The organism is Pseudoalteromonas sp. HF66, assembly GCF_011806445.1.
In the GTDB taxonomy this organism is placed as follows: Bacteria; Pseudomonadota; Gammaproteobacteria; order Enterobacterales; family Alteromonadaceae; genus Pseudoalteromonas; species Pseudoalteromonas apostichopi.
Genome location: NZ_JAATOU010000002.1, coordinates 25,185 through 43,622, shown reverse-complemented (window position 1 = coordinate 43,622; position 18,438 = coordinate 25,185). Strand labels below are relative to the sequence as shown.

The 18,438-nt window shown below is 40.1% G+C and carries 17 protein-coding genes; 4 read left to right on the top strand and 13 right to left on the bottom strand.

Features of this window, described 5'->3' with window-relative positions:
* Positions 1 to 76: 76 nt before the first annotated feature.
* The 4 genes from HCZ11_RS03025 to sdhC are packed head-to-tail and all read right to left on the bottom strand — an operon-like array spanning position 77 to position 3,292.
* Positions 77 to 793 (bottom strand): succinate dehydrogenase iron-sulfur subunit, encoded by a 717-nt coding sequence (locus HCZ11_RS03025; RefSeq protein ID WP_054551369.1) that lies wholly within the window; start codon positions 791 to 793, stop codon positions 77 to 79.
* A gap of 10 nt (positions 794 to 803) precedes the next feature.
* Positions 804 to 2,576, bottom strand: coding sequence for a succinate dehydrogenase flavoprotein subunit (gene sdhA, locus HCZ11_RS03020; RefSeq protein ID WP_130051417.1), 1,773 nt, complete (start codon positions 2,574 to 2,576; stop codon positions 804 to 806).
* Positions 2,577 to 2,924, bottom strand: coding sequence for a succinate dehydrogenase, hydrophobic membrane anchor protein (gene sdhD, locus HCZ11_RS03015; protein ID WP_130051416.1), 348 nt, complete (start codon positions 2,922 to 2,924; stop codon positions 2,577 to 2,579). It lies immediately after the preceding gene.
* Entirely contained in the window at positions 2,915 to 3,292 is a 378-nt protein-coding gene (sdhC, locus tag HCZ11_RS03010; protein ID WP_082401567.1) for a succinate dehydrogenase, cytochrome b556 subunit, read from the bottom strand. Before sdhC ends, sdhD begins: the two co-directional genes overlap by 10 nt.
* Before the next feature lie 409 nt (positions 3,293 to 3,701).
* Here sdhC and HCZ11_RS03005 point away from each other — a divergent pair, with 409 nt between their 5' ends.
* The 3 genes from HCZ11_RS03005 to HCZ11_RS02995 all read left to right on the top strand — a co-directional run bounded on the left by HCZ11_RS03005 (position 3,702) and on the right by HCZ11_RS02995 (position 6,741).
* Complete coding sequence (locus tag HCZ11_RS03005; protein WP_054551373.1) at positions 3,702 to 4,988, top strand: citrate synthase; 1,287 nt, start codon at positions 3,702 to 3,704, stop codon at positions 4,986 to 4,988.
* 111 nt (positions 4,989 to 5,099) lie between these two features.
* Positions 5,100 to 6,314, top strand: a complete 1,215-nt coding sequence (locus HCZ11_RS03000) for an aminotransferase class V-fold PLP-dependent enzyme (RefSeq protein ID WP_167657601.1) — start codon at positions 5,100 to 5,102, stop codon at positions 6,312 to 6,314.
* 13 nt (positions 6,315 to 6,327) lie between these two features.
* A complete protein-coding gene (locus tag HCZ11_RS02995) occupies positions 6,328 to 6,741 on the top strand; it encodes a SufE family protein (protein WP_130051414.1) in 414 nt (137 codons plus the stop codon).
* 3 nt (positions 6,742 to 6,744) lie between these two features.
* Here the strand turns inward: HCZ11_RS02995 and tcdA are convergent, their stop codons facing one another.
* Genes tcdA through HCZ11_RS02960 form a run of 7 tightly spaced genes read right to left on the bottom strand, consistent with a single transcriptional unit; the run spans position 6,745 to position 14,080 of the window.
* Positions 6,745 to 7,539 carry a tRNA cyclic N6-threonylcarbamoyladenosine(37) synthase TcdA gene (gene tcdA / locus HCZ11_RS02990; protein ID WP_167657600.1) on the bottom strand — a complete coding sequence of 265 codons (795 nt, stop codon included), beginning with the start codon at positions 7,537 to 7,539 and terminating at the stop codon, positions 6,745 to 6,747.
* On the bottom strand, positions 7,540 to 8,214 hold the full coding sequence (locus tag HCZ11_RS02985) for a TIGR01621 family pseudouridine synthase (protein ID WP_167657599.1): 675 nt from the start codon (positions 8,212 to 8,214) through the stop codon (positions 7,540 to 7,542).
* 3 nt (positions 8,215 to 8,217) lie between these two features.
* Positions 8,218 to 8,973, bottom strand: a complete 756-nt coding sequence (kdsB, locus tag HCZ11_RS02980; protein ID WP_130051411.1) for a 3-deoxy-manno-octulosonate cytidylyltransferase — start codon at positions 8,971 to 8,973, stop codon at positions 8,218 to 8,220.
* Positions 8,961 to 9,158, bottom strand: coding sequence for a Trm112 family protein (locus HCZ11_RS02975; protein ID WP_036968654.1), 198 nt, complete (start codon positions 9,156 to 9,158; stop codon positions 8,961 to 8,963). The genes kdsB and HCZ11_RS02975 overlap by 13 nt, the downstream gene beginning before the upstream one ends.
* Positions 9,148 to 10,125 (bottom strand): tetraacyldisaccharide 4'-kinase, encoded by a 978-nt coding sequence (gene lpxK / locus HCZ11_RS02970; protein ID WP_167657598.1) that lies wholly within the window; start codon positions 10,123 to 10,125, stop codon positions 9,148 to 9,150. Before lpxK ends, HCZ11_RS02975 begins: the two co-directional genes overlap by 11 nt.
* Positions 10,125 to 11,867, bottom strand: a complete 1,743-nt coding sequence (gene msbA / locus HCZ11_RS02965; protein WP_130051409.1) for a lipid A export permease/ATP-binding protein MsbA — start codon at positions 11,865 to 11,867, stop codon at positions 10,125 to 10,127. The genes lpxK and msbA overlap by 1 nt, the downstream gene beginning before the upstream one ends.
* A 59-nt stretch (positions 11,868 to 11,926) precedes the next feature.
* Positions 11,927 to 14,080, bottom strand: coding sequence for a DNA internalization-related competence protein ComEC/Rec2 (locus tag HCZ11_RS02960; RefSeq protein WP_368484041.1), 2,154 nt, complete (start codon positions 14,078 to 14,080; stop codon positions 11,927 to 11,929).
* Positions 14,081 to 14,176: 96 nt separating this feature from the next.
* Here HCZ11_RS02960 and HCZ11_RS02955 point away from each other — a divergent pair, with 96 nt between their 5' ends.
* On the top strand, positions 14,177 to 14,686 hold the full coding sequence (locus HCZ11_RS02955) for a DUF2062 domain-containing protein (RefSeq protein ID WP_130051407.1): 510 nt from the start codon (positions 14,177 to 14,179) through the stop codon (positions 14,684 to 14,686).
* Between the two features lie 83 nt (positions 14,687 to 14,769).
* On the opposite strand, the gene HCZ11_RS02950 is transcribed toward HCZ11_RS02955, so the two are convergent.
* Complete coding sequence (locus tag HCZ11_RS02950; RefSeq protein ID WP_167657597.1) at positions 14,770 to 16,503, bottom strand: DUF3466 family protein; 1,734 nt, start codon at positions 16,501 to 16,503, stop codon at positions 14,770 to 14,772.
* Between the two features lie 11 nt (positions 16,504 to 16,514).
* On the bottom strand, positions 16,515 to 18,425 hold the full coding sequence (locus HCZ11_RS02945; protein ID WP_130051405.1) for an ABC transporter ATP-binding protein: 1,911 nt from the start codon (positions 18,423 to 18,425) through the stop codon (positions 16,515 to 16,517).
* Between the last annotated feature and the right edge of the window lie 13 nt (positions 18,426 to 18,438).

The following is an 18,438-nucleotide window of genomic DNA, read 5'->3' as shown; positions in this document are numbered from 1 at the left end:
CCTTTTCTTTAGCGCAGAAATTAATTGTTGTAAAAACAAGGTGGTTAATCACTTAACCACCTTACATATTCAAGCTTTAAACAGCGCGGTTCAATAGCATTGATTTGATTTGTCCAATTGCTTTGGTCGGGTTAAGACCTTTTGGACACACGCTAACACAGTTCATGATACTGTGACAACGGAACACGCTGAACGCATCGTCTAGGTCTGCAAGACGCTCTTCAGTTGCTGTATCGCGGCTATCAGCCAAGAAACGATAAGCATGAAGAAGACCCGCAGGACCGATGAACTTGTCTGGATTCCACCAGAACGAAGGACACGATGTTGAACAACATGCACATAAGATACACTCATATAAGCCATCTAACTTATCACGTTCTTCGATTGACTGAAGACGCTCACCCGCCGCAGGCGTGTCGTTGATTAGATAAGGCTTAACTTTTTCGTATTGAGTGTAGAACTGACTCATGTCAATAACAAGGTCACGTACCACTGGTAAACCTGGTAAAGGACGAATTACGATTTTACCTTTGCCACCTTTTAGTAGCGTTGATAAAGGTGTAATACACGCTAAACCGTTTTTACCATTCATGTTGATACCGTCAGAACCACACACACCTTCACGGCATGAACGACGGAATGATAATGTTGGATCTTGCTCTTTTAATTGCATAAGCGCATCCAATACCATCATATCTTGGCCTTCTTGCGTTTCTAGCGAGAAGTCTTGCATACGTGGTGCATTATCAACATCTGGATTGTAACGATAAACCGAAAATTGTACTTGTGCCATCGTCTCGCTCCTAGTATGTACGTGCTTTAGGTGGGAAAGCTTCACGCAGTTTCGGCGCGTAGTTTACTTCACGTTTTGTCATTTCATCTGTAACTGGGTTATAGATAGAGTGACATAACCAGTTGTCGTCATCGCGATCTGGGAAGTCAAAACGAGAGTGTGCACCACGGCTTTCTGTGCGGAAGTTCGCAGCTACTGCTGTTGAGTAAGCTGTTTCCATCAAGTTATCTAGCTCTAGACATTCGATACGTGCTGTGTTGAATTCAGTTGACTTGTCGTCAAGACGAGCGTACTGAAGACGTTCACGAATTTCTTTAAGCTCTTTAAGACCTGTTGCCATTGCATCACCTTCACGGAATACCGAGAAGTTAAGTTGCATACACATTTGTAGATCTTTCTTGATTTGAACTGGGTCTTCACCTTGGCCAACTTTAGAGTTTTCCCAACGATTAAAGCGTGCAAGAGATGCTTCAAGGTCAGACTCAGACGCATCTTTACCAGCTTCAACACCGTTAAGGTACTTACCTAAGAAGTTACCGGCTGCACGGCCGAATACAACTAAGTCAAGTAGTGAGTTACCACCTAGACGGTTAGCACCGTGTACAGATACACAAGCAATTTCACCAACAGCGAATAAACCTTCAACTACTTTTTCTTGGCCATTTGCATCGATTTGTAATGCTTGACCATTAACGTTAGTTGGAACACCACCCATCATGTAGTGACATGTTGGGATAACTGGGATTGGCTCTTTAGCTGGATCAACGTGTGCGAATGTTTTCGCAAGGTCACATACGCCAGGAAGACGTAGGTTAAGTGTCTCTTCACCTAAGTGGTCAAGCTTAAGCTTGATATGTGGACCGTAAGGACCATCGCAACCACGACCTTCACGGATCTCAGTCATCATTGAACGAGCAACAACGTCACGAGACGCTAAGTCTTTAGCATTTGGCGCGTAACGTTCCATGAAGCGTTCGCCGTCTTTGTTTAGAAGGTAACCACCTTCACCACGACAACCTTCAGTTACAAGTACACCAGCGCCAGCAATACCTGTTGGGTGGAACTGCCACATTTCCATATCTTGCATTGCAACACCAGCACGTGTAGCCATACCAACACCGTCACCAGTATTGATGTGTGCATTCGTTGTAGATGCGTAGATACGGCCTGCACCGCCTGTTGCTAAAACAACAGCTTTCGATTTGAAGTAAACAACTTCGCCAGATTCGATGTCGATTGCTGTACAACCAACAACGTGACCGTCGCTGTTTTTAACTAAATCAAGTGCGTACCACTCAGAGAATACGTTTGTTTTGTTTTTAACGTTCTGTTGGTATAAACAGTGTAATAGCGCGTGACCAGTACGGTCAGCTGCTGCTGCAGTACGTGCAGCCTGTTCACCACCAAAGTTTTTCGACTGACCGCCGAAAGGACGTTGATAAACACGGCCATTTTCAAAACGAGAAAATGGTAAACCCATGTTTTCTAATTCAGTAATAGCTTCAGGACCTGTTTTACACATATATTCGATAGCGTCTTGGTCACCGATAAAATCGGAACCTTTAACAGTATCGTACATGTGCCATTCCCAGTTATCTTCATGTGAGTTACCCAGAGCAACCGTAATACCACCCTGTGCAGACACAGTGTGAGAACGTGTAGGGAAAACTTTTGAGATAAGTGCACAGGTTTTGCCTGATTCAGTGATAGCTAGTGCTGCGCGCATACCCGCACCACCGGCACCAATCACTACAGCGTCAAATTCACGAACAGAATAATTCACTTAAACACCCCATAAAACGATTAGACCAATTGCTACGTAAGCAACAGCCATAAGGTTTAATACAAAGCCTAAAACAGCACGTAATTTAGCGTTTTTGACATAGTCCGTAAGAACTTGCCAAAGGCCGATACGGGTGTGAACCATGATGCAAACTAGGGTAATTAAGGTAAACCCTTTCATTGCTAGGTTAGAGAATAGGCCCTGCCAGGCTTCGAAAGTGACTTCTGGCGTACATAAAAAATAACCGATAATAAAAATCGCGTAAGCGCTGATTATTAATGCAGTTGCACGTAGTGATACGAAATCTTGTACACCATCACGTTTAAGAGTTGCTTGATTTAAAACCATATCCACACTCCTGCTAGAATTGCAGCTACAACACCTAAAGCTAATGCAACTTTAGCGCTGAAGTTACCTGATTCAAGTTCTTCCCAGTGACCCATGTCCATAATGATATGGCGGATACCACCGATTAAGTGATACGCCAATACAGAAATGGTGCCCCATGCTATGAATTTGGCAATGAATCCGCTGAACAGACCCTTGACGAATTCAAAACCTTCTGCAGAAGAAAGAGACTCAGACCAAGCCCAAATGACAAACGTTAAAGCAAAAAATAATGCAACACCGGTGACGCGGTGAAAAATTGATGCTTTAGCCGTTGCCGGCATAGATATAGTTGTTAGATCTAGATTTACAGGTCTTTGCTTTTTCACAGTTACTTGCCCATCTTGCCCACTTAGGAGCTCATCTACTTGTTTTTCTAAAACCCATCAAAATGAATTTCGATGGAACTATCTAAGTAAACCGTGTTGATACACAAAAAGTTCACACTGATGCAAAACTCAAATGTAAAAATAAAGTTTACCTACAGACAATACGGTATAAAACCTTGGATAGTATATATAGCCAATGGTCTTTTTACAATTCTTGTTTAGTAAGAGACGTTTGCGAATTAGCCAATAGTATAATATTTAATCCTGGTAGAATATTTATTATCCATTTGTGCATAATGTTTATAAAAATTGACTTTACACCCCTCTTTCACGTTAAAATGAAAAGAATGTGCTTAAACAGATTCAGAACATAACAATCAGAGTTGTTATCTTAATAGGAGATAAATAGATGGCGGATAAGAAAGCCACGGTCCATATTGATGGTCTTGATCCAATCGAACTTCCAATTTACCAAGGCACTGCTGGCCAAGACGTAATCGACGTACGTACGTTAGGTTCTCACGGCCACTTCACTTACGACCCAGGTTTCATGTCGACCGGTTCTTGTGAATCTTCAATCACTTACATCGATGGCGGCAAAGGTGTTTTATTACACCGTGGTTACCCAATCGAGCAATTAGCTGATGAATCAAACTACATCGAGCTTTGCTACTTACTATTAAACGGCGAGTTACCTACTAAAGAACAATACGAAGCGTTTGCTCAAGAAATCACGCACAACACAATGCTTGATACTAAAATTGCAAACTTCTTCCAAGGTTTCCGCTTTGACGCTCACCCAATGGCAATGCTTTGTGGTGTTGTAGGTGCTCTTTCTTCTTTCTACCACGAAGATTTAGACATCACAGATGCAACACAACGTAAAACAAGCGCAATCAAGCTAGTTGCTAAATTACCAACTATCGCTGCTATGGCTTACAAATACAACGTAGGCCAACCGTTTGTTTACCCACGTAACGACTTAAGCTTCGCTGAAAACTTCTTACACATGATGTTCTCAGTACCAGCTGAAGAATACAAAGTAAGCCCTGTTCTTGCTAAAGCAATGGACAAAATCTTCATGCTTCACGCTGACCATGAGCAAAACGCGTCTACGTCAACTGTTCGTTTAGCAGGTTCTTCAGGTGCTAACCCTTACGCGTGTATCGCTGCTGGTATCGCATCTTTATGGGGTCCTGCGCACGGTGGTGCTAACGAAGCATGTCTTAACATGTTAGAAGAAATCGGTTCTGTTGACCGTATCGACGAGTACGTTGCTAAAGCGAAAGACAAATCTGATCCTTTCCGTCTTATGGGCTTTGGTCACCGTGTATACAAAAACTTCGACCCACGTGCGACTGTAATGCGTCAAACGTGTCACGAAGTACTTGCTGAGCTAAACATTCAAGATCCACTTCTTGATATCGCTATGAAGCTTGAGCAAATCGCACTTGAAGACCCATACTTCGTTGAGAAGAAATTATACCCTAACGTAGATTTCTACTCAGGTATCATCTTAAAAGCAATCGGTATTCCAACAAGCATGTTCACTGTAATCTTTGCAATGTCACGTACTGTTGGTTGGATCTCTCACTGGGATGAGATGCTTTCTCAACCTGGTCACAAGATCAGCCGTCCTCGTCAGTTATATACTGGTGAAACTTCACGCGATTACGTACCAACAGACAAGCGTTAATACGAATTTGCGTTTAAAAAAGGCCGCTTTGCGGCCTTTTTTGTTGCCCTGCACTTGTCTATTTGTACAAAGTAATTAAAATCGTCGCATTCTTGTAGCTTAAGGCCTTTCATGTTCGATATCACAAAAATACGTGCTGACTTTCCAATACTGAATGAAACAGTTAATGAGCAGCCTTTGGTGTATTTAGACTCAGCGGCTACCTCACAAAAGCCACAGGCAGTTATTAATGCACTTAGCCGTTTTTATAGCCACGAGAACGCCAATGTGCACCGCGGCCGCCATACACTCAGTGAAAACGCGACACGCCAATATGAGCATACAAGAACGCTACTTGCAGATTATTTTTCAGTAAAAAATAATGAGATAGTGTGGACCAAAGGGGCAACCGAATCGATTAATTTAATCGCAAATGGTCTGGCTTCGAGGCTTAATCCTGGCGATAAAATTGCCCTATCTGCTATTGAACATCACGCCAATATAGTCCCTTGGCAACAACTAGCACAGCGTACCGGCGCCGAGCTTATTATTATGCCTATTGAAGATGATTTGGTCATTGATAGTGCTCATTGCAGTGACTTTATAAAACTGCATCAGCCAAAAATTGTCGCTGTTACCCATGCATCAAATACATTAGGAAATATTACTGATTTAGGACCTATCCTTGCAGCATGTAAAGCCTCAAATGCGATTTCTGTAGTTGATGGTGCACAGGCTGCTATGCATTTACGTCCTAACTTACAAGAAATTTCCTGTGATTTTTATGTATTTTCTGCCCATAAAATGCTCGGACCAACAGGATTAGGTGGTCTATATGGACGTTTTGAGCTACTAAATTCGCTTGACGTTTACCAGACCGGTGGTGAAATGATTGAAGCAGTGAGCCTTACTCATAGCACTTTTCGAGAGGCGCCAGGTAAATTTGAAGCCGGCACTCCAAATATTGCTGGTGTAATCGCCTTTGCTGAAGCCATTAATTATTTAACATCTTTAGATTTTCAGCAGATACGTCAACATGAGCATACAGTTTTCGATTATGCAATAAATAAATTGGCTGCTATTGATGGTATTAAAATCTATTCAAACCAAAGAGATAACATTGGTAACATCAGCTTTAATTATCGCGATGAACATCCTTTTGATTTAGCCACCCTACTTGATGGGTTTGGCGTTGCAGTTCGCAGTGGTCACCATTGTACACAACCTATAATGAGCCATTTAGGTATTCCTGGTACAGTACGAGCCAGTTTTGCGTTATATAACAATAAAGATGACGTAGATGCATTTATCAGTGCCGTTAAAAGTAGTATCGAAATATTAGATTAATTGTGGATAAAATATGAATTCAACGTTTGAAGCCATTAGTAAAGATATTGAAACGGCTGCAGGCTGGCAGCAAAAATATCGCCAAATAATGCTGTTAGGTAAGCAATTACCTATTATGCCTGAGGTACTAAAAGTTGATGATGCGCTCGTTAAGGGGTGTGAAAGTAAAGTTTGGCTATATATTGACTTTGATCACTCAGAAAACAGCCTCGTTTTAGCTGGTGACTCTGATACTCGTATCGTAAAGGGGTTATTGGCTTTGATTTTAGCCTTATACAATGGTCTAACACCGGAGCAAGCAGCACAAATTAATGCATATGATGAGTTTGAACGACTCGGTCTAATTAGCCATTTAAGCCCTTCTCGGGGTAATGGCATCAAAGCCATGGTTGATAGAATTCAAACCATGGCCGACCAAAAACGATAAGTCTTATACATTACGCTGTTTTTTATCAAGGTACTTTCTAATTGCTTTGGCTGCAACAAAAAAGCCAAAGCTTCCAGTTACCATCGTGGCTGAGCCAAAACCATTGTTACAATCCATATTCATTGAGCCATCTGCACCTTGTTTTGCTTGGCATACCTCACCTTCAGAGGTTGGATATACAAGCTGCTCTGTTGAATAAACACAATCAACATTAAATTTACGCTTTGGATTGCTACTAAAGTTGTACTGCCTACGAAGAATATAACGTACTTTTGCTAGCAAAGGGTCATGAGTAGTTTTAGCTACATCACCAAAGCTGATTTGACTTGGATCAGTTTGCCCACCTGCACCACCGGTAGTAATAACGGGTAACTTTATACGTTTACAATGAGCAATTAGCGCCGCTTTTTCTTTAACAGCATCAATACAGTCAATTACATAATCAAAACCTTGAATATGTTCACGAATGTTATCTAGCGTAATGAAGTCATCAATAACGTTAATTTTGATATCAGGGTTTATCAGCTCACAACGTGTTTTCATGGCTTCAACTTTTGCCTCACCTACCGTACCAGTTAAAGCATGAATTTGACGATTCACATTCGTAGCACATATATCATCAAGGTCAATGAGAGTTAGTTGCCCTACACCCGTTCGAGCCAACGCTTCAGCGGCCCAACTACCTACGCCCCCAATACCTATGACACAAAAATGTGCTTGTTGTAACCAATCAAATTGCTGATGACCATATAAACGTTTAATGCCACCAAAACGGATGTCTTGTGTTGTTTCTTTCATTTACCAATCCAACGTCCAAGGAGCTGTCCACTCTTTGAATTCGTCTGAGTTAAAAACTTCATTGAGATGAGCGCCTAAAGTATAATCGCAGCGATATTCTTTAAGTTGCTCTTTATAACTAAACTGTAGTGCATAGGCATGCAAATTTGTTCGTTCATCCTTGCTTCCTGCGTAGAGTGTATCGCCGAGTATAGGTGCACCTAAACTTTTCATCGCCACCCTTAGTTGATGAGTCTTGCCAGAAAATGGTTTTAACAAATAAGCACGTAATCCTGCTCGAATACTTTTTGAGTAAAATCTTGTTATAGCAGGGTTAGTTTGACTCTTTAATAACTTAAATGCCCCTCGACGACTTTTCTGCATGTCACCTTTTATCCAGCCTTGTTTTTTCTTTGGTTTAGCATCACTGAGTGCTAGATAAAACTTGTTAACTTTATGAGCACTAAACAGCGCGGTGAATTCAGCTGCTGCTTCTTTGCTACGGGCTAAAATAATCAAACCTGAAGTAACTTTATCGAGTCTATGAACTGGATATAGCTTTTCATTTACCAGTTGCTCAGCAAGTACAACAAACCCAGCACATTCTTCACTATGAAAGCTAACACCTGCAGGTTTATAAAAAACATGGAAATCATCTTCACTTGCATGAAGATGAACGCTGTTTACATCATGCATTATTTAATTGCCAAGCACAGCTATGACGCGAGCCAAATCTTCAGGGGTATCAACGCCTGCTTGTGGAGCGCATTTTGCCTTAGCGATTTTAATCTTGTGACCATGGTAAAGTACACGTAACTGTTCTAAAGACTCTAGTAGCTCTAAACGCGTTTGCGGCAACTCAATATAATCTTTGATGAAGCCTGCGCGATAGGCATAAAGACCAATGTGACGAGCAAAATCAGCTAAATTTAATTGAGAGTGATCATTTTTCATCATCGCATCACGGTGATAGGGAATTGGCGATCGAGAAAAATACAGGGCGTTGTTATCCACATCGCTAATGACTTTTACACAATTAGGATTAAAAATATCTTCAATCTCATCGATACTTGTACTTAATGTAGCCATAGGTGCATCCGAATCAGCAAGAAGCTTAGCAACTTGAGATACGTTTTCACTTGCTAATAAAGGCTCATCACCTTGTACGTTCACTACAATGGTGTCACTCTCTAGCTCTAATTGTTCAACGACCTCAGCTAAACGCTCAGTGCCCGATTGGTGATCTTCACGTGTCATCAGTACATTACTGGTAAACTCTTTAACTGCATCAAACACTATTTGATGGTCAGTCGCGATATAGACTTTTGATGCACCGGAAGCAACCGCTTTTTCATAAACGTGTTGGATCATAGGCTTGCCACATATATCAGCAAGTGGTTTACCAGGTAAACGCGTCGATGCGTAGCGTGCTGGAATGACGACTACGAATTCCACTTATCAACCTCTTCTTGGCTTAATTCACGAGCTTCATTTTCTAGTAGCACCGGAATATCATCTTTGATTGGATACGCAAGTTTCGCAGCAGTGCTAATAAGCTCTTGATTCTCTTTATCAAGACGTAATTTACCTTTGCACACTGGGCAAGCGATAATTTCAAGTAATTTTGTATCAAAGGCCATTGAGGATCCCTTTTTGTTTTAATAATAAATTAAGTTTTTCGATAACTGCCGGTGTCGGTTTTGCATCAACAGGTAAATAATACCAATTAGGCTTTGCAAAACTAAAGCATTTAACTGCATCTTTTTCTGTCATAAACACAGCGTCATCTGCAAAATCGCTAAAATCACTTGCTTGATAAGCATAATGATCACGAAAATGATGGGTAGATAACAAGCTAATACCCTGCTGCTTTAAACTCATTTCAAAGCGTTTTGGGTTACCAATAGCACTTACGGCATGGCCTTTATCTTGTACTGAACCGATCGGTTCTGCATTGCTAACGGCTCTAAACGGACTACACGTTAAATCATAGCGGCTCTGTGCGTCGCCACCATTTTCAATTACTAGATCAACCGATTTTAAACGCGCTTTTGTTTCGCGAAGCGGACCTGCTGGCATGAGCAGTCCGTTACCAAATTGACGTTCACTATCAACAATACAACACTCAATATCACGCGCCATTTTATAATGCTGCATTCCGTCATCAGAAATGATGACATCGATATCATGTTGTTCTAATTTTTTAATGCTAGCTTGTCGATCCGGTCCTACCATAACAACACAGCCTAAGCGTCGTTTAATAAGCACAGGTTCGTCACCTGCTTGTGTTGTAGTTGTTTCATCAGTCACTAACAACGGATACGAATCAGACTGACCACCATAGCCACGGCTGATCACTGCCACTTTTAAACCTTGCTGTTGTAAGTATTCAGCAAGCCAAATAACAAATGGCGTTTTGCCATTGCCACCGACACTAATGTTGCCGACGACTATTATAGGAACACGCGCTTTAAAAGCCTTAAGTATATTAAGCTTATAAAGCAAGGCACGAAGTGTAGAGATAAGCCAAAAAAGCGCACTCAAAGGAAACAACAAAACACTGAGTAAACCTGGCTTTTTATACCAGCTTTTTTCAATAACACTCACTACTGCTCACCAAACTGCATTTTACATAAAGCGGAATAGGTGCCATCTTTTTCAAGCAGCTCGCTATGCGTGCCCTTTTCGATAACCTGACCATGGTCGATTACATAAATACAATCACTGTTTTCTATTGTTGATAAACGGTGTGCTATCACAATCGATGTTTTTTCTTTCATTAAGCTATCAAGTGCTTGCTGAATCAGTTTTTCAGACTCTGTATCGAGAGCAGATGTAGCCTCATCAAGAATTAAAATAGGAGCATCTTTTAAAATTGCACGCGCGATTGCAATTCGCTGACGTTGGCCGCCTGATAACATTACGCCGTTTTCACCTACCATGGTATTTAAACCATCAGGTAAATCTTTAACGAACTCCCAGACATGGGCTTGCTTAGCAACTGCCATTAACTCATCGTTTGTTAATTCGCGCTCGAGTCCATAACAAATATTATTCGTAATAGTGTCGTTAAATAAAACCACTTGCTGTGAAACCAGTGCAAATTGCTTACGTAGGTCTGTCAGTTTGTAATCAGCGATGTTGACACCATCAAGCAAAATTTCACTGTCACCTTCAAGCTCATAATAACGTGGTAATAAATTCGAAATGGTCGATTTACCTGAGCCTGAACGACCCACTAAAGCAATACTTTCGCCAGCATTAATCGAAAGTGATAAATTCTTTAATACAGGCTCATCTTTAGTTGGGTATTTAAAGGTCACATTGTTTACTTCAATTTTACCTGTTACTTTATCAACGCTGTAACTGCCAGTGTCTTTTTCTACTTCTTCATCAAGTACTAAAAAGATACTTTGCGCTGCTGAAATACCACGTTGTAAGTCACTATTTACGTTTGATAGTTGCTTAAGTGGACGTAACAACATCATCATTGATGAAATAAGTAATACGAAGTCGCCAGAACTGATGGTATCAATCATTGACGGCATAGACACGACCCATAGAATAACCGCCATCGCGCTTGCAGCTAATATTTGGATTACGGAGACACTTAATGCTTTGGTCGCGTCCATTTTAATGCGCTGCTGACGGTTATGATTGTTGATTGCAGAAAACTGTGAGATTTCTTGCTGCTGACCACCAAAACCATGAATAACTTTATGACCAGATAGCATTTGTTCTGAGCTGCGAGTGACTTGACCCATTGCAGACTGGATTTTTTTCGAAATCATACGAAATCGTTTTGATACAAATGCGACAATAACAGCCACCAGCGGAATAATGACTAAAAATATCAGTGAAAGCTTCCAACTGGTATAAAACATATTGAAAAGTAAAAAGACGACAAACGCCCCTTCTCTAACAACAATTAATAAGGCTTTAGTAATGGCTTGTTGAACTTGCTCGGTATCAAAGGTGATTTTAGATATTAAATCACCGTTCGAATTTTTATCATGAAAAGAAACTGGCAGATGTAAAATATGTTCAAATAATTGCTGGCGCAGGGTTCTCACAACTTGAGAGCCCACATAGCTTAAACAGTAAGACGACATGTAGTTAAACATGCCTCGACCTAATACCAATGCAATTACAACAAAGGGAGCGTAAGTTAAAACATCCGTGTTACGGTCATTTAAACCATCATCAATGAACGGTTTCATTAAATTGATAAACAATGCATCCATGGCAGAATAACCAATCATGCCCACAATGGCGAAAAACGCGATTAACTTATAATCACCCACATAACTGATTAATCGCTTGTAGATTTGGGATGTAGTTTGATCCATAACACTCTCTTATTCATAGACTTTGACTATTGTAGCCTTAAGGGGGTAAAAACAAAACGTCAATCTTGTTCGAACCAATAACTTTCCTGCTCGCGCGCAAACTCTATACGATAATTATCTTCATAGAATTTTATACGAATATGGCCAAGTTCTGCAGTTGAGAACTGTCGTATATGGTGCTCATTGTATCGTTTTACAACATCTGGGTGAGGAAATAACCATTGTCCTTGGTAAGCAGATGAATGGATAACCACTTCAGGTTCTACAGCATTTATAAATCTATTACTTGAAGAGGTATTACTACCATGGTGTGGGCTCAATAAAACAGTCGATTGCAGGTCGACACCATTTTCAATAAGCTTGGTTTCCGCAGCTGTCGAAATATCGCCCGTAAGTAACACTGAATAGTTTAAACGCGTTATTTTTAATAAACATGACAGATCGTTTCGATTATCTCTACTGTCGTCGGCATGAAAACTATTAATTTTGACCCCTTCAAGTGTGAGACTGTTTGTTTTACACGACTCTTCAAGCCCTTTAGGATGGAAGATGCTTAAAGTCTCTGCATAGCCTGCTAATTGCCAACTAGCTAAGCCGCCAGAATGGTCGTTATCTAAATGACTGATCACGGTTGCAACAACAGAGAGTTGTTGTTTACGAATGCTTTGAAGTAATACTCGGCGAATATAATCGTAACGGCCAAAATACTGAGGCCCTAAATCATAGATAATGGCTTTGTTATTGGCACTCACCATCACCATTAAACCATGCCCCACATCAAACACGTCTAACTGAAATTGAGCTTTGGGCTGTAACTTGAAATCAACGGCATAAATACAAATGGGTATTAAACAAACGTACTTGTTTGGACAAAATAACAAAATAAGCAATGTGCTGTAACTAATGACTAATAATGAAAAATCAAACTCGCTGAATGGAAACCAGCGCCAATCATGGGGAATAGAGAGCAACAATTGATAACTCAAATACAGTACACTGTCTACTAAAGACAATAAACTTGTAATATCGAATAGACTCGAAAACAAGCTATAAAAAATCAGCAGTGGTAATATCAGTAAACCGACTAAAGGCACGGCAATAAGATTTATCAATAAGCCGATAATGCTCGTGCCATTGAAAAAATAAAGAGATAAGGGAAGTAACCCGATAAACAAAGCACACTGAATCTGGAAGAGTTGAACAAACCTGTTTAAAAATCCAAGTCTTACATCTAGTGTATTTCTAGTTAATAAAAATATTATTGTTACCGCTATAAAACTAAAATAGAGTCCAGGGTTCAACATTGCAAATGGATCTATCAACAATACGATACATAAAGCATAAAGAATTGAGCGCCAACGCAGCGGATTTTTACCCAAATTATAAATAACCAAATAACACCCAAGCATTACAAGTGCACGACTGGCAGAGACAATGAAACCGCTGAGGTAGACATAAATAAATGAACAACTAAATCCAAATAAAGCAAAAATATTATTCAGTTGGAATGATTGCCGAATAGGCAAATGACTGACTCTTAGCAACCACTTCGAGCTAAAAAACCCTACTGCATATATAAGTCCGATATGAAGTCCTGAAATAGCAAGCAAATGACTTAAACCTAATTCACGCAATTGATTATTATCTTCGTAGCTTATTTTGCTTTTATCGCCAGTTAAAAGCGCATAATAGAGCCACTGTAATCGGCTATTTGCTGTAATTTTATCTATGTATTTTAGGTATCTATCACGTAAACTCGTATTGGTATGATGATCTAGATAAGTTATTTCTCCTACGCTTCGACCTTTATAAAATATTCGCTCGAGTAGCGCTTGCCTTTCTCTATCAAAACTATAGAAATTCTTAACAGAACGATAACGCTTAAGTTTTAGGGATGCACTTATTTCATCACCTGAAACAACGGGTTTATCTGATGGAATACTTAGCATCGCAAAAGGAGTTGGTCTAATCGTAGCAGGACAAGATTCAATACTTTTTAAATTGGCTTTTAGATAGTAAGGGCTTTTTTCACTGTATGTTTCAACCACCTCAAATCGAACTAATCGCCTTTGTTGATAATCGATTTGACAGTCAGAGGTTGAGTAAAAAATGAAGTAATGAAAAATCACTACTAAAATAGCGCAAATAAACCCTGACAATAGAGTTAAAAAAGGCTTAAAATAGGCACCTGCTAGCAATACAGCAAAACTCATTATATAAAACGCCGCAGTGCTAAATGTATATAGGGTGAAAAAACAGCCTATGACAAAGCCGCTGCATAACCAAATAGATGTAAATGGTTGCTTTAAATGGCTAAAAAAACGATCCAACGCTTTTTACCTGATCATAACAAGGTAAGAGAACACAAGTATTTAAGAATTTTTGGTCGTTTATTGCATGATGCCAATTTATGGCACTTAAATAGACGCTCAGCACGCGGTGCATTTGCGGTTGGTTTATTTTTTGCGTTCATCCCTGTTCCTTTTCAAATGGTTCTTGCAGCCGCCCTGGCTATTCCATTTCGAGTGAATTTACCGATTTCTGTTGCAACAGTGTGGATCACTAACCCACTGACCATGCCTCCTATTTTCTATTGTTCATATATTGTTGGCACTATTGCACTTGCTCAACCACAGCAGCACTTCCAATTTGAACCAAGCTGGCAATGGTTTATAGATAGTCTAACAACAATTGGCCCAGCCTTTTTAGTCGGTTCACTCATTTGTGCAACAGCTGCTGCAATCATAGGCTATTTTGCTACCGACATGCTTTGGAAACGCTCTGTTCGTAAAGCGTGGATACATCGCCATAAAAAATAACTGGTTTCAGTATAGACAAAAAACCCAGCTTTAAGCTGGGTTTTTTATTTAGGTTTGAAAGTAATTTACTTTATACCAAGTTTTTATTTTCTAAATATACGACGTGCTGCTGCAAATGGTAATAGCAGTAATGCATACCAAGGGAAGCTTGCTGATTGACGCTCGTATTGCTCAACCTCTTCAGCTTGACACTCTTCAACATTGCCATCAATTGGAGTTAACTTAACAGCAACTGCAACACTTTCGTATTCGGTATTGCCGTTAATATCTACAACAACATTGCCAAATGAATCTGTCTTTTCAACTGTTTTAGTCGCAACACCGAAGATTTCGTTATTGTTGTTAATTGCCTTTGCTTCAGCAACCGTATATTTAAAACGAGTCTCACCATCTTCTTCGAAACACGGTAATAAATCGTTTAAGTTAACAATTTTATCTTCACCAATGGTGTACATGAAACCTTCACGACGACGAGTTGACGTATTGTAGATATCTGTCTCGCCTTCACCAACTACAATACCATTATCATTGATATCGTTTGCTAATGAGCTAGAGCTCGAGAAGTAATCCGTTGGGAAAACAACACTGTCGCTTTTCTTGTCATAGTAAAAGAATTTTGTTCGGTTTGTGCCGTCAATACGTTTACTTGCATAACCAACTACAACGTCATCGTTGTTAACAGCTAAAGGCTGACCTGAGATCCAATCATCTTCTTGATCAATAAACTCTTTTACTTCACCATTTTCGAAGATAACAGGCATTGTAATTCGCGTATCTCTGCCTTTGTATCGAACATCAGAAGTACCGACGATTAAGCCACTTTCATTGATCGCAATTGCGTTGCTACGAAAAGCGAAATCTTCGTCATCTTTCGGTGTTAAGCCTAAACCAAGCATCTCAGTGTTAGTAATGTTTAAATTGCTATCTAACGTCCACTTCACAGCCTGTTTATTATAGATACCTGTTTTATATTGACGATTATATGATTCCACACAATCAGAAACAGGTTCATCTTCGTTATCGCATTTATCTTCAATATCTTTTAAAGGGTCAGCAGCAATGTTCGTTGATACTGTACCTACAACTTCGTAACCATTGGCACTCTTGACAATATCATTCGCCGAACTAACACCACCAAAATCATCAAATTCAGGGGCAAGTTCAACTTTTACACCATCGGCTGAGATTACGATGGCACGACTGATAAAATCTCTTAAGAAATGCGTTTCTTCTTCGTCTTCATCTGTTTGAGTAAACGATGTTTTCTCATAGGGTGCACTACCCCAACCTACCATCACACCATCATCTGTTACAGCATTAAGTAAGTTAGAAGTCGAGCGAGTTAAACCATCAAAATCAACTGACTGCTCATCAAATAAAACTTGCTCTGTCGAACCTTCTGCGGTGTAACGTGTTGCGATTGCACTTGATAGCTTTTGGTATTCTGAGTCAGTTGCACGTCCAGTTAAAAAACTAACCATGAATGCATGAGCATCAGCGTTAGTATTCACTGCATCGTTGTTCTCAATGTCATCTAACGTAAATGTGATTTCTTTATCAATTAATTCAAATTGTTTTTTAGCGGTATCATAGGCGTCTTTGATCAACGAATCCGTAAAATCGATATAAGAGATATCTACTGGTAACTTGTAAAGACCATTTGCTAAACCAATAATGTGTCCATTTTCACTAACATCTGTAATGTAGTTAAACTTCGCGCCCTCGATTCCACCTAATTCTTCTAATTTATAGGTTGCGCTCATCGCTGAGGTACTTAGGGTGGCTAAAATACTGGCAGCGAGTAATTTGTATTTCATTTTAATCCTTACTACTGATTCTTTAAATCTTCGAGTTCTTCCCAGCGCTCAAAAGCGGCTTCAAGCTCAGACTCTAACTCGGCTAAATGGTTCAATGCTTCTGTTGTAATTGCAGCATCTTGCTTAAAAAAGTCAGGGTCATTAACCACAACTTGCTGAGCGTCTAACGCTTTTTCAAGTTGTTCCACTTTACTGGGTAATTCTTCTAATTCAAGTTTTAATTTGTAAGAGAGTTTATTACTTTTCTTTGGTGTATTATCTTGGCTAACAACGGCTGGCTTTTCTTGCTTAATTTGTTGCTGTTGTTGTTTTTCTTGCTCAGCTAAATGAGCGGCGTATGCTTCATAGTCGCTGTAACCGCCAACAATGTCTGTGATCTTGCCGTTCCCCTCAAAGGCCCATACAGAGTTACAGGTATTATCAATAAATTCACGGTCATGGCTAACTATCAATACGGTGCCTTGGTATTGGTTAATAATCTCCTCAAGGAGCTCTAACGTTTCGATATCAAGGTCATTGGTTGGCTCATCGAGTACAATAATGTTAGATGGCTTTAAAAATAGCTTTGCTAACAATAAGCGATTCTTTTCACCACCAGAAAGTGCTTTTACAGGCGTACGAGCACGTGCCGGAGGAAATAGGAAGTCTTGTAAGTAACCTAACACATGACGAGAACGACCGCCCATCATCACTTCTTGCTTGCCTTCAGCAACGTTGTCTTGCACTGTAGCTTCTTCATCGAGCTTTTGGCGGTATTGGTCAAAGTAGGCAAATTCTAAATTAACACCTTGTTTAACACTGCCGCTATCTGGAACTAAGTCACCAAATAAAATTTTCAGCAGCGTTGTTTTACCTATACCGTTTGGTCCCACAAGACCAACTCGGTCGCCCCGCATAACAAGCGTCGAGAAATCTTTCGCAATCACTTTATCTTTAAATGCATGACAAATGTTTTTAGCTTCAAACACCAACTTACCAGAACGATCAGCAGTTTCAATGTTGAAATCAGTTTTACCAACTTGATCTACACGTTGCTTACGCTCTTTACGTAATTCTTTTAGTGCGCGTACTCGCCCTTCATTACGTGTTCTACGTGCTTTAATGCCTTGACGGATCCACGTTTCTTCTTCAGCTAAACGTTTATCAAACAGTGCATTCTGTGTTTCTTCTACTTTTAAATCATGCGCTTTTTGCTCAAGATAAGTTGCGTAATCACCAGGATATGAAACAAGCTTACCACGGTCTAAATCGAGAATACGAGTAGCAACTGCACGTATAAACGCACGATCGTGAGATATAAAAACGATACCGCCTTTAAACTCTTTTAAAAACTGCTCAAGCCAAATAACACTACTCATATCTAAGTGGTTAGTTGGCTCATCAAGTAACAGTAAGTCGGGTTCACTAACCAAAGCCCTTGCTAGAGCAACTTTACGTAGCCAACCACCCGATAATGATTCAAGTTTGGCCTCTGGCTCCAGCTCTAAGCGAGATAAAACTAATTGAATACGGGTATCAAAACGCCAGCCATCAACTGTTTCCAATTCATTAGATAAACGCTCTAATTTGTTCAGCAATTTATCGTTATAGTCTGTTTGCATTTGATTACTAACGTGGTGATATTCTATCAGTAAGTTAGCAATATCTGGCATGCCTTGAGCAACATAATCAAATACTGAACCTGCTGCCCCTTTGGGGGGATCTTGCTCTAGACGAGAAATACGAATACCGCCTAATTGGTTGATTTCGCCATCATCCAATGTCACTTGGCCATCAAGTACTTTTAGTAGTGTTGATTTTCCTGCACCGTTACGACCAACGATACATACACGCTCACCTGACTCAATAACGGCATCGGCATCATCTAGTAGCGGATGTGTACCATAAGCGAGTTGCGCTTTGGCTATTCTGATTAAATCCATCGTGATTACTACT

What these genes read in the sequence shown, in the direction of transcription:
- HCZ11_RS02995 (WP_130051414.1), top strand. Translation starts at nt 6,328, where the DNA reads ATGAATTCAACGTTTGAAGCCATTAGTAAAGATATTGAAACGGCTGCA.
- HCZ11_RS03000 (WP_167657601.1), top strand. Translation starts at nt 5,100, where the DNA reads ATGTTCGATATCACAAAAATACGTGCTGACTTTCCAATACTGAATGAA.
- HCZ11_RS02960 (WP_368484041.1), bottom strand. Translation starts at nt 14,080, where the DNA reads ATGAGTTTTGCTGTATTGCTAGCAGGTGCCTATTTTAAGCCTTTTTTA.
- HCZ11_RS02955 (WP_130051407.1), top strand. Translation starts at nt 14,177, where the DNA reads ATGGCTAAAAAAACGATCCAACGCTTTTTACCTGATCATAACAAGGTA.
- HCZ11_RS03025 (WP_054551369.1), bottom strand. Translation starts at nt 793, where the DNA reads ATGGCACAAGTACAATTTTCGGTTTATCGTTACAATCCAGATGTTGAT.
- tcdA (WP_167657600.1), bottom strand. Translation starts at nt 7,539, where the DNA reads ATGAAAGAAACAACACAAGACATCCGTTTTGGTGGCATTAAACGTTTA.
- HCZ11_RS02950 (WP_167657597.1), bottom strand. Translation starts at nt 16,503, where the DNA reads ATGAAATACAAATTACTCGCTGCCAGTATTTTAGCCACCCTAAGTACC.
- HCZ11_RS02975 (WP_036968654.1), bottom strand. Translation starts at nt 9,158, where the DNA reads ATGGCCTTTGATACAAAATTACTTGAAATTATCGCTTGCCCAGTGTGC.
- sdhD (WP_130051416.1), bottom strand. Translation starts at nt 2,924, where the DNA reads ATGGTTTTAAATCAAGCAACTCTTAAACGTGATGGTGTACAAGATTTC.
- HCZ11_RS02945 (WP_130051405.1), bottom strand. Translation starts at nt 18,425, where the DNA reads ATGGATTTAATCAGAATAGCCAAAGCGCAACTCGCTTATGGTACACAT.
- HCZ11_RS03005 (WP_054551373.1), top strand. Translation starts at nt 3,702, where the DNA reads ATGGCGGATAAGAAAGCCACGGTCCATATTGATGGTCTTGATCCAATC.
- HCZ11_RS02985 (WP_167657599.1), bottom strand. Translation starts at nt 8,214, where the DNA reads ATGCATGATGTAAACAGCGTTCATCTTCATGCAAGTGAAGATGATTTC.
- msbA (WP_130051409.1), bottom strand. Translation starts at nt 11,867, where the DNA reads ATGGATCAAACTACATCCCAAATCTACAAGCGATTAATCAGTTATGTG.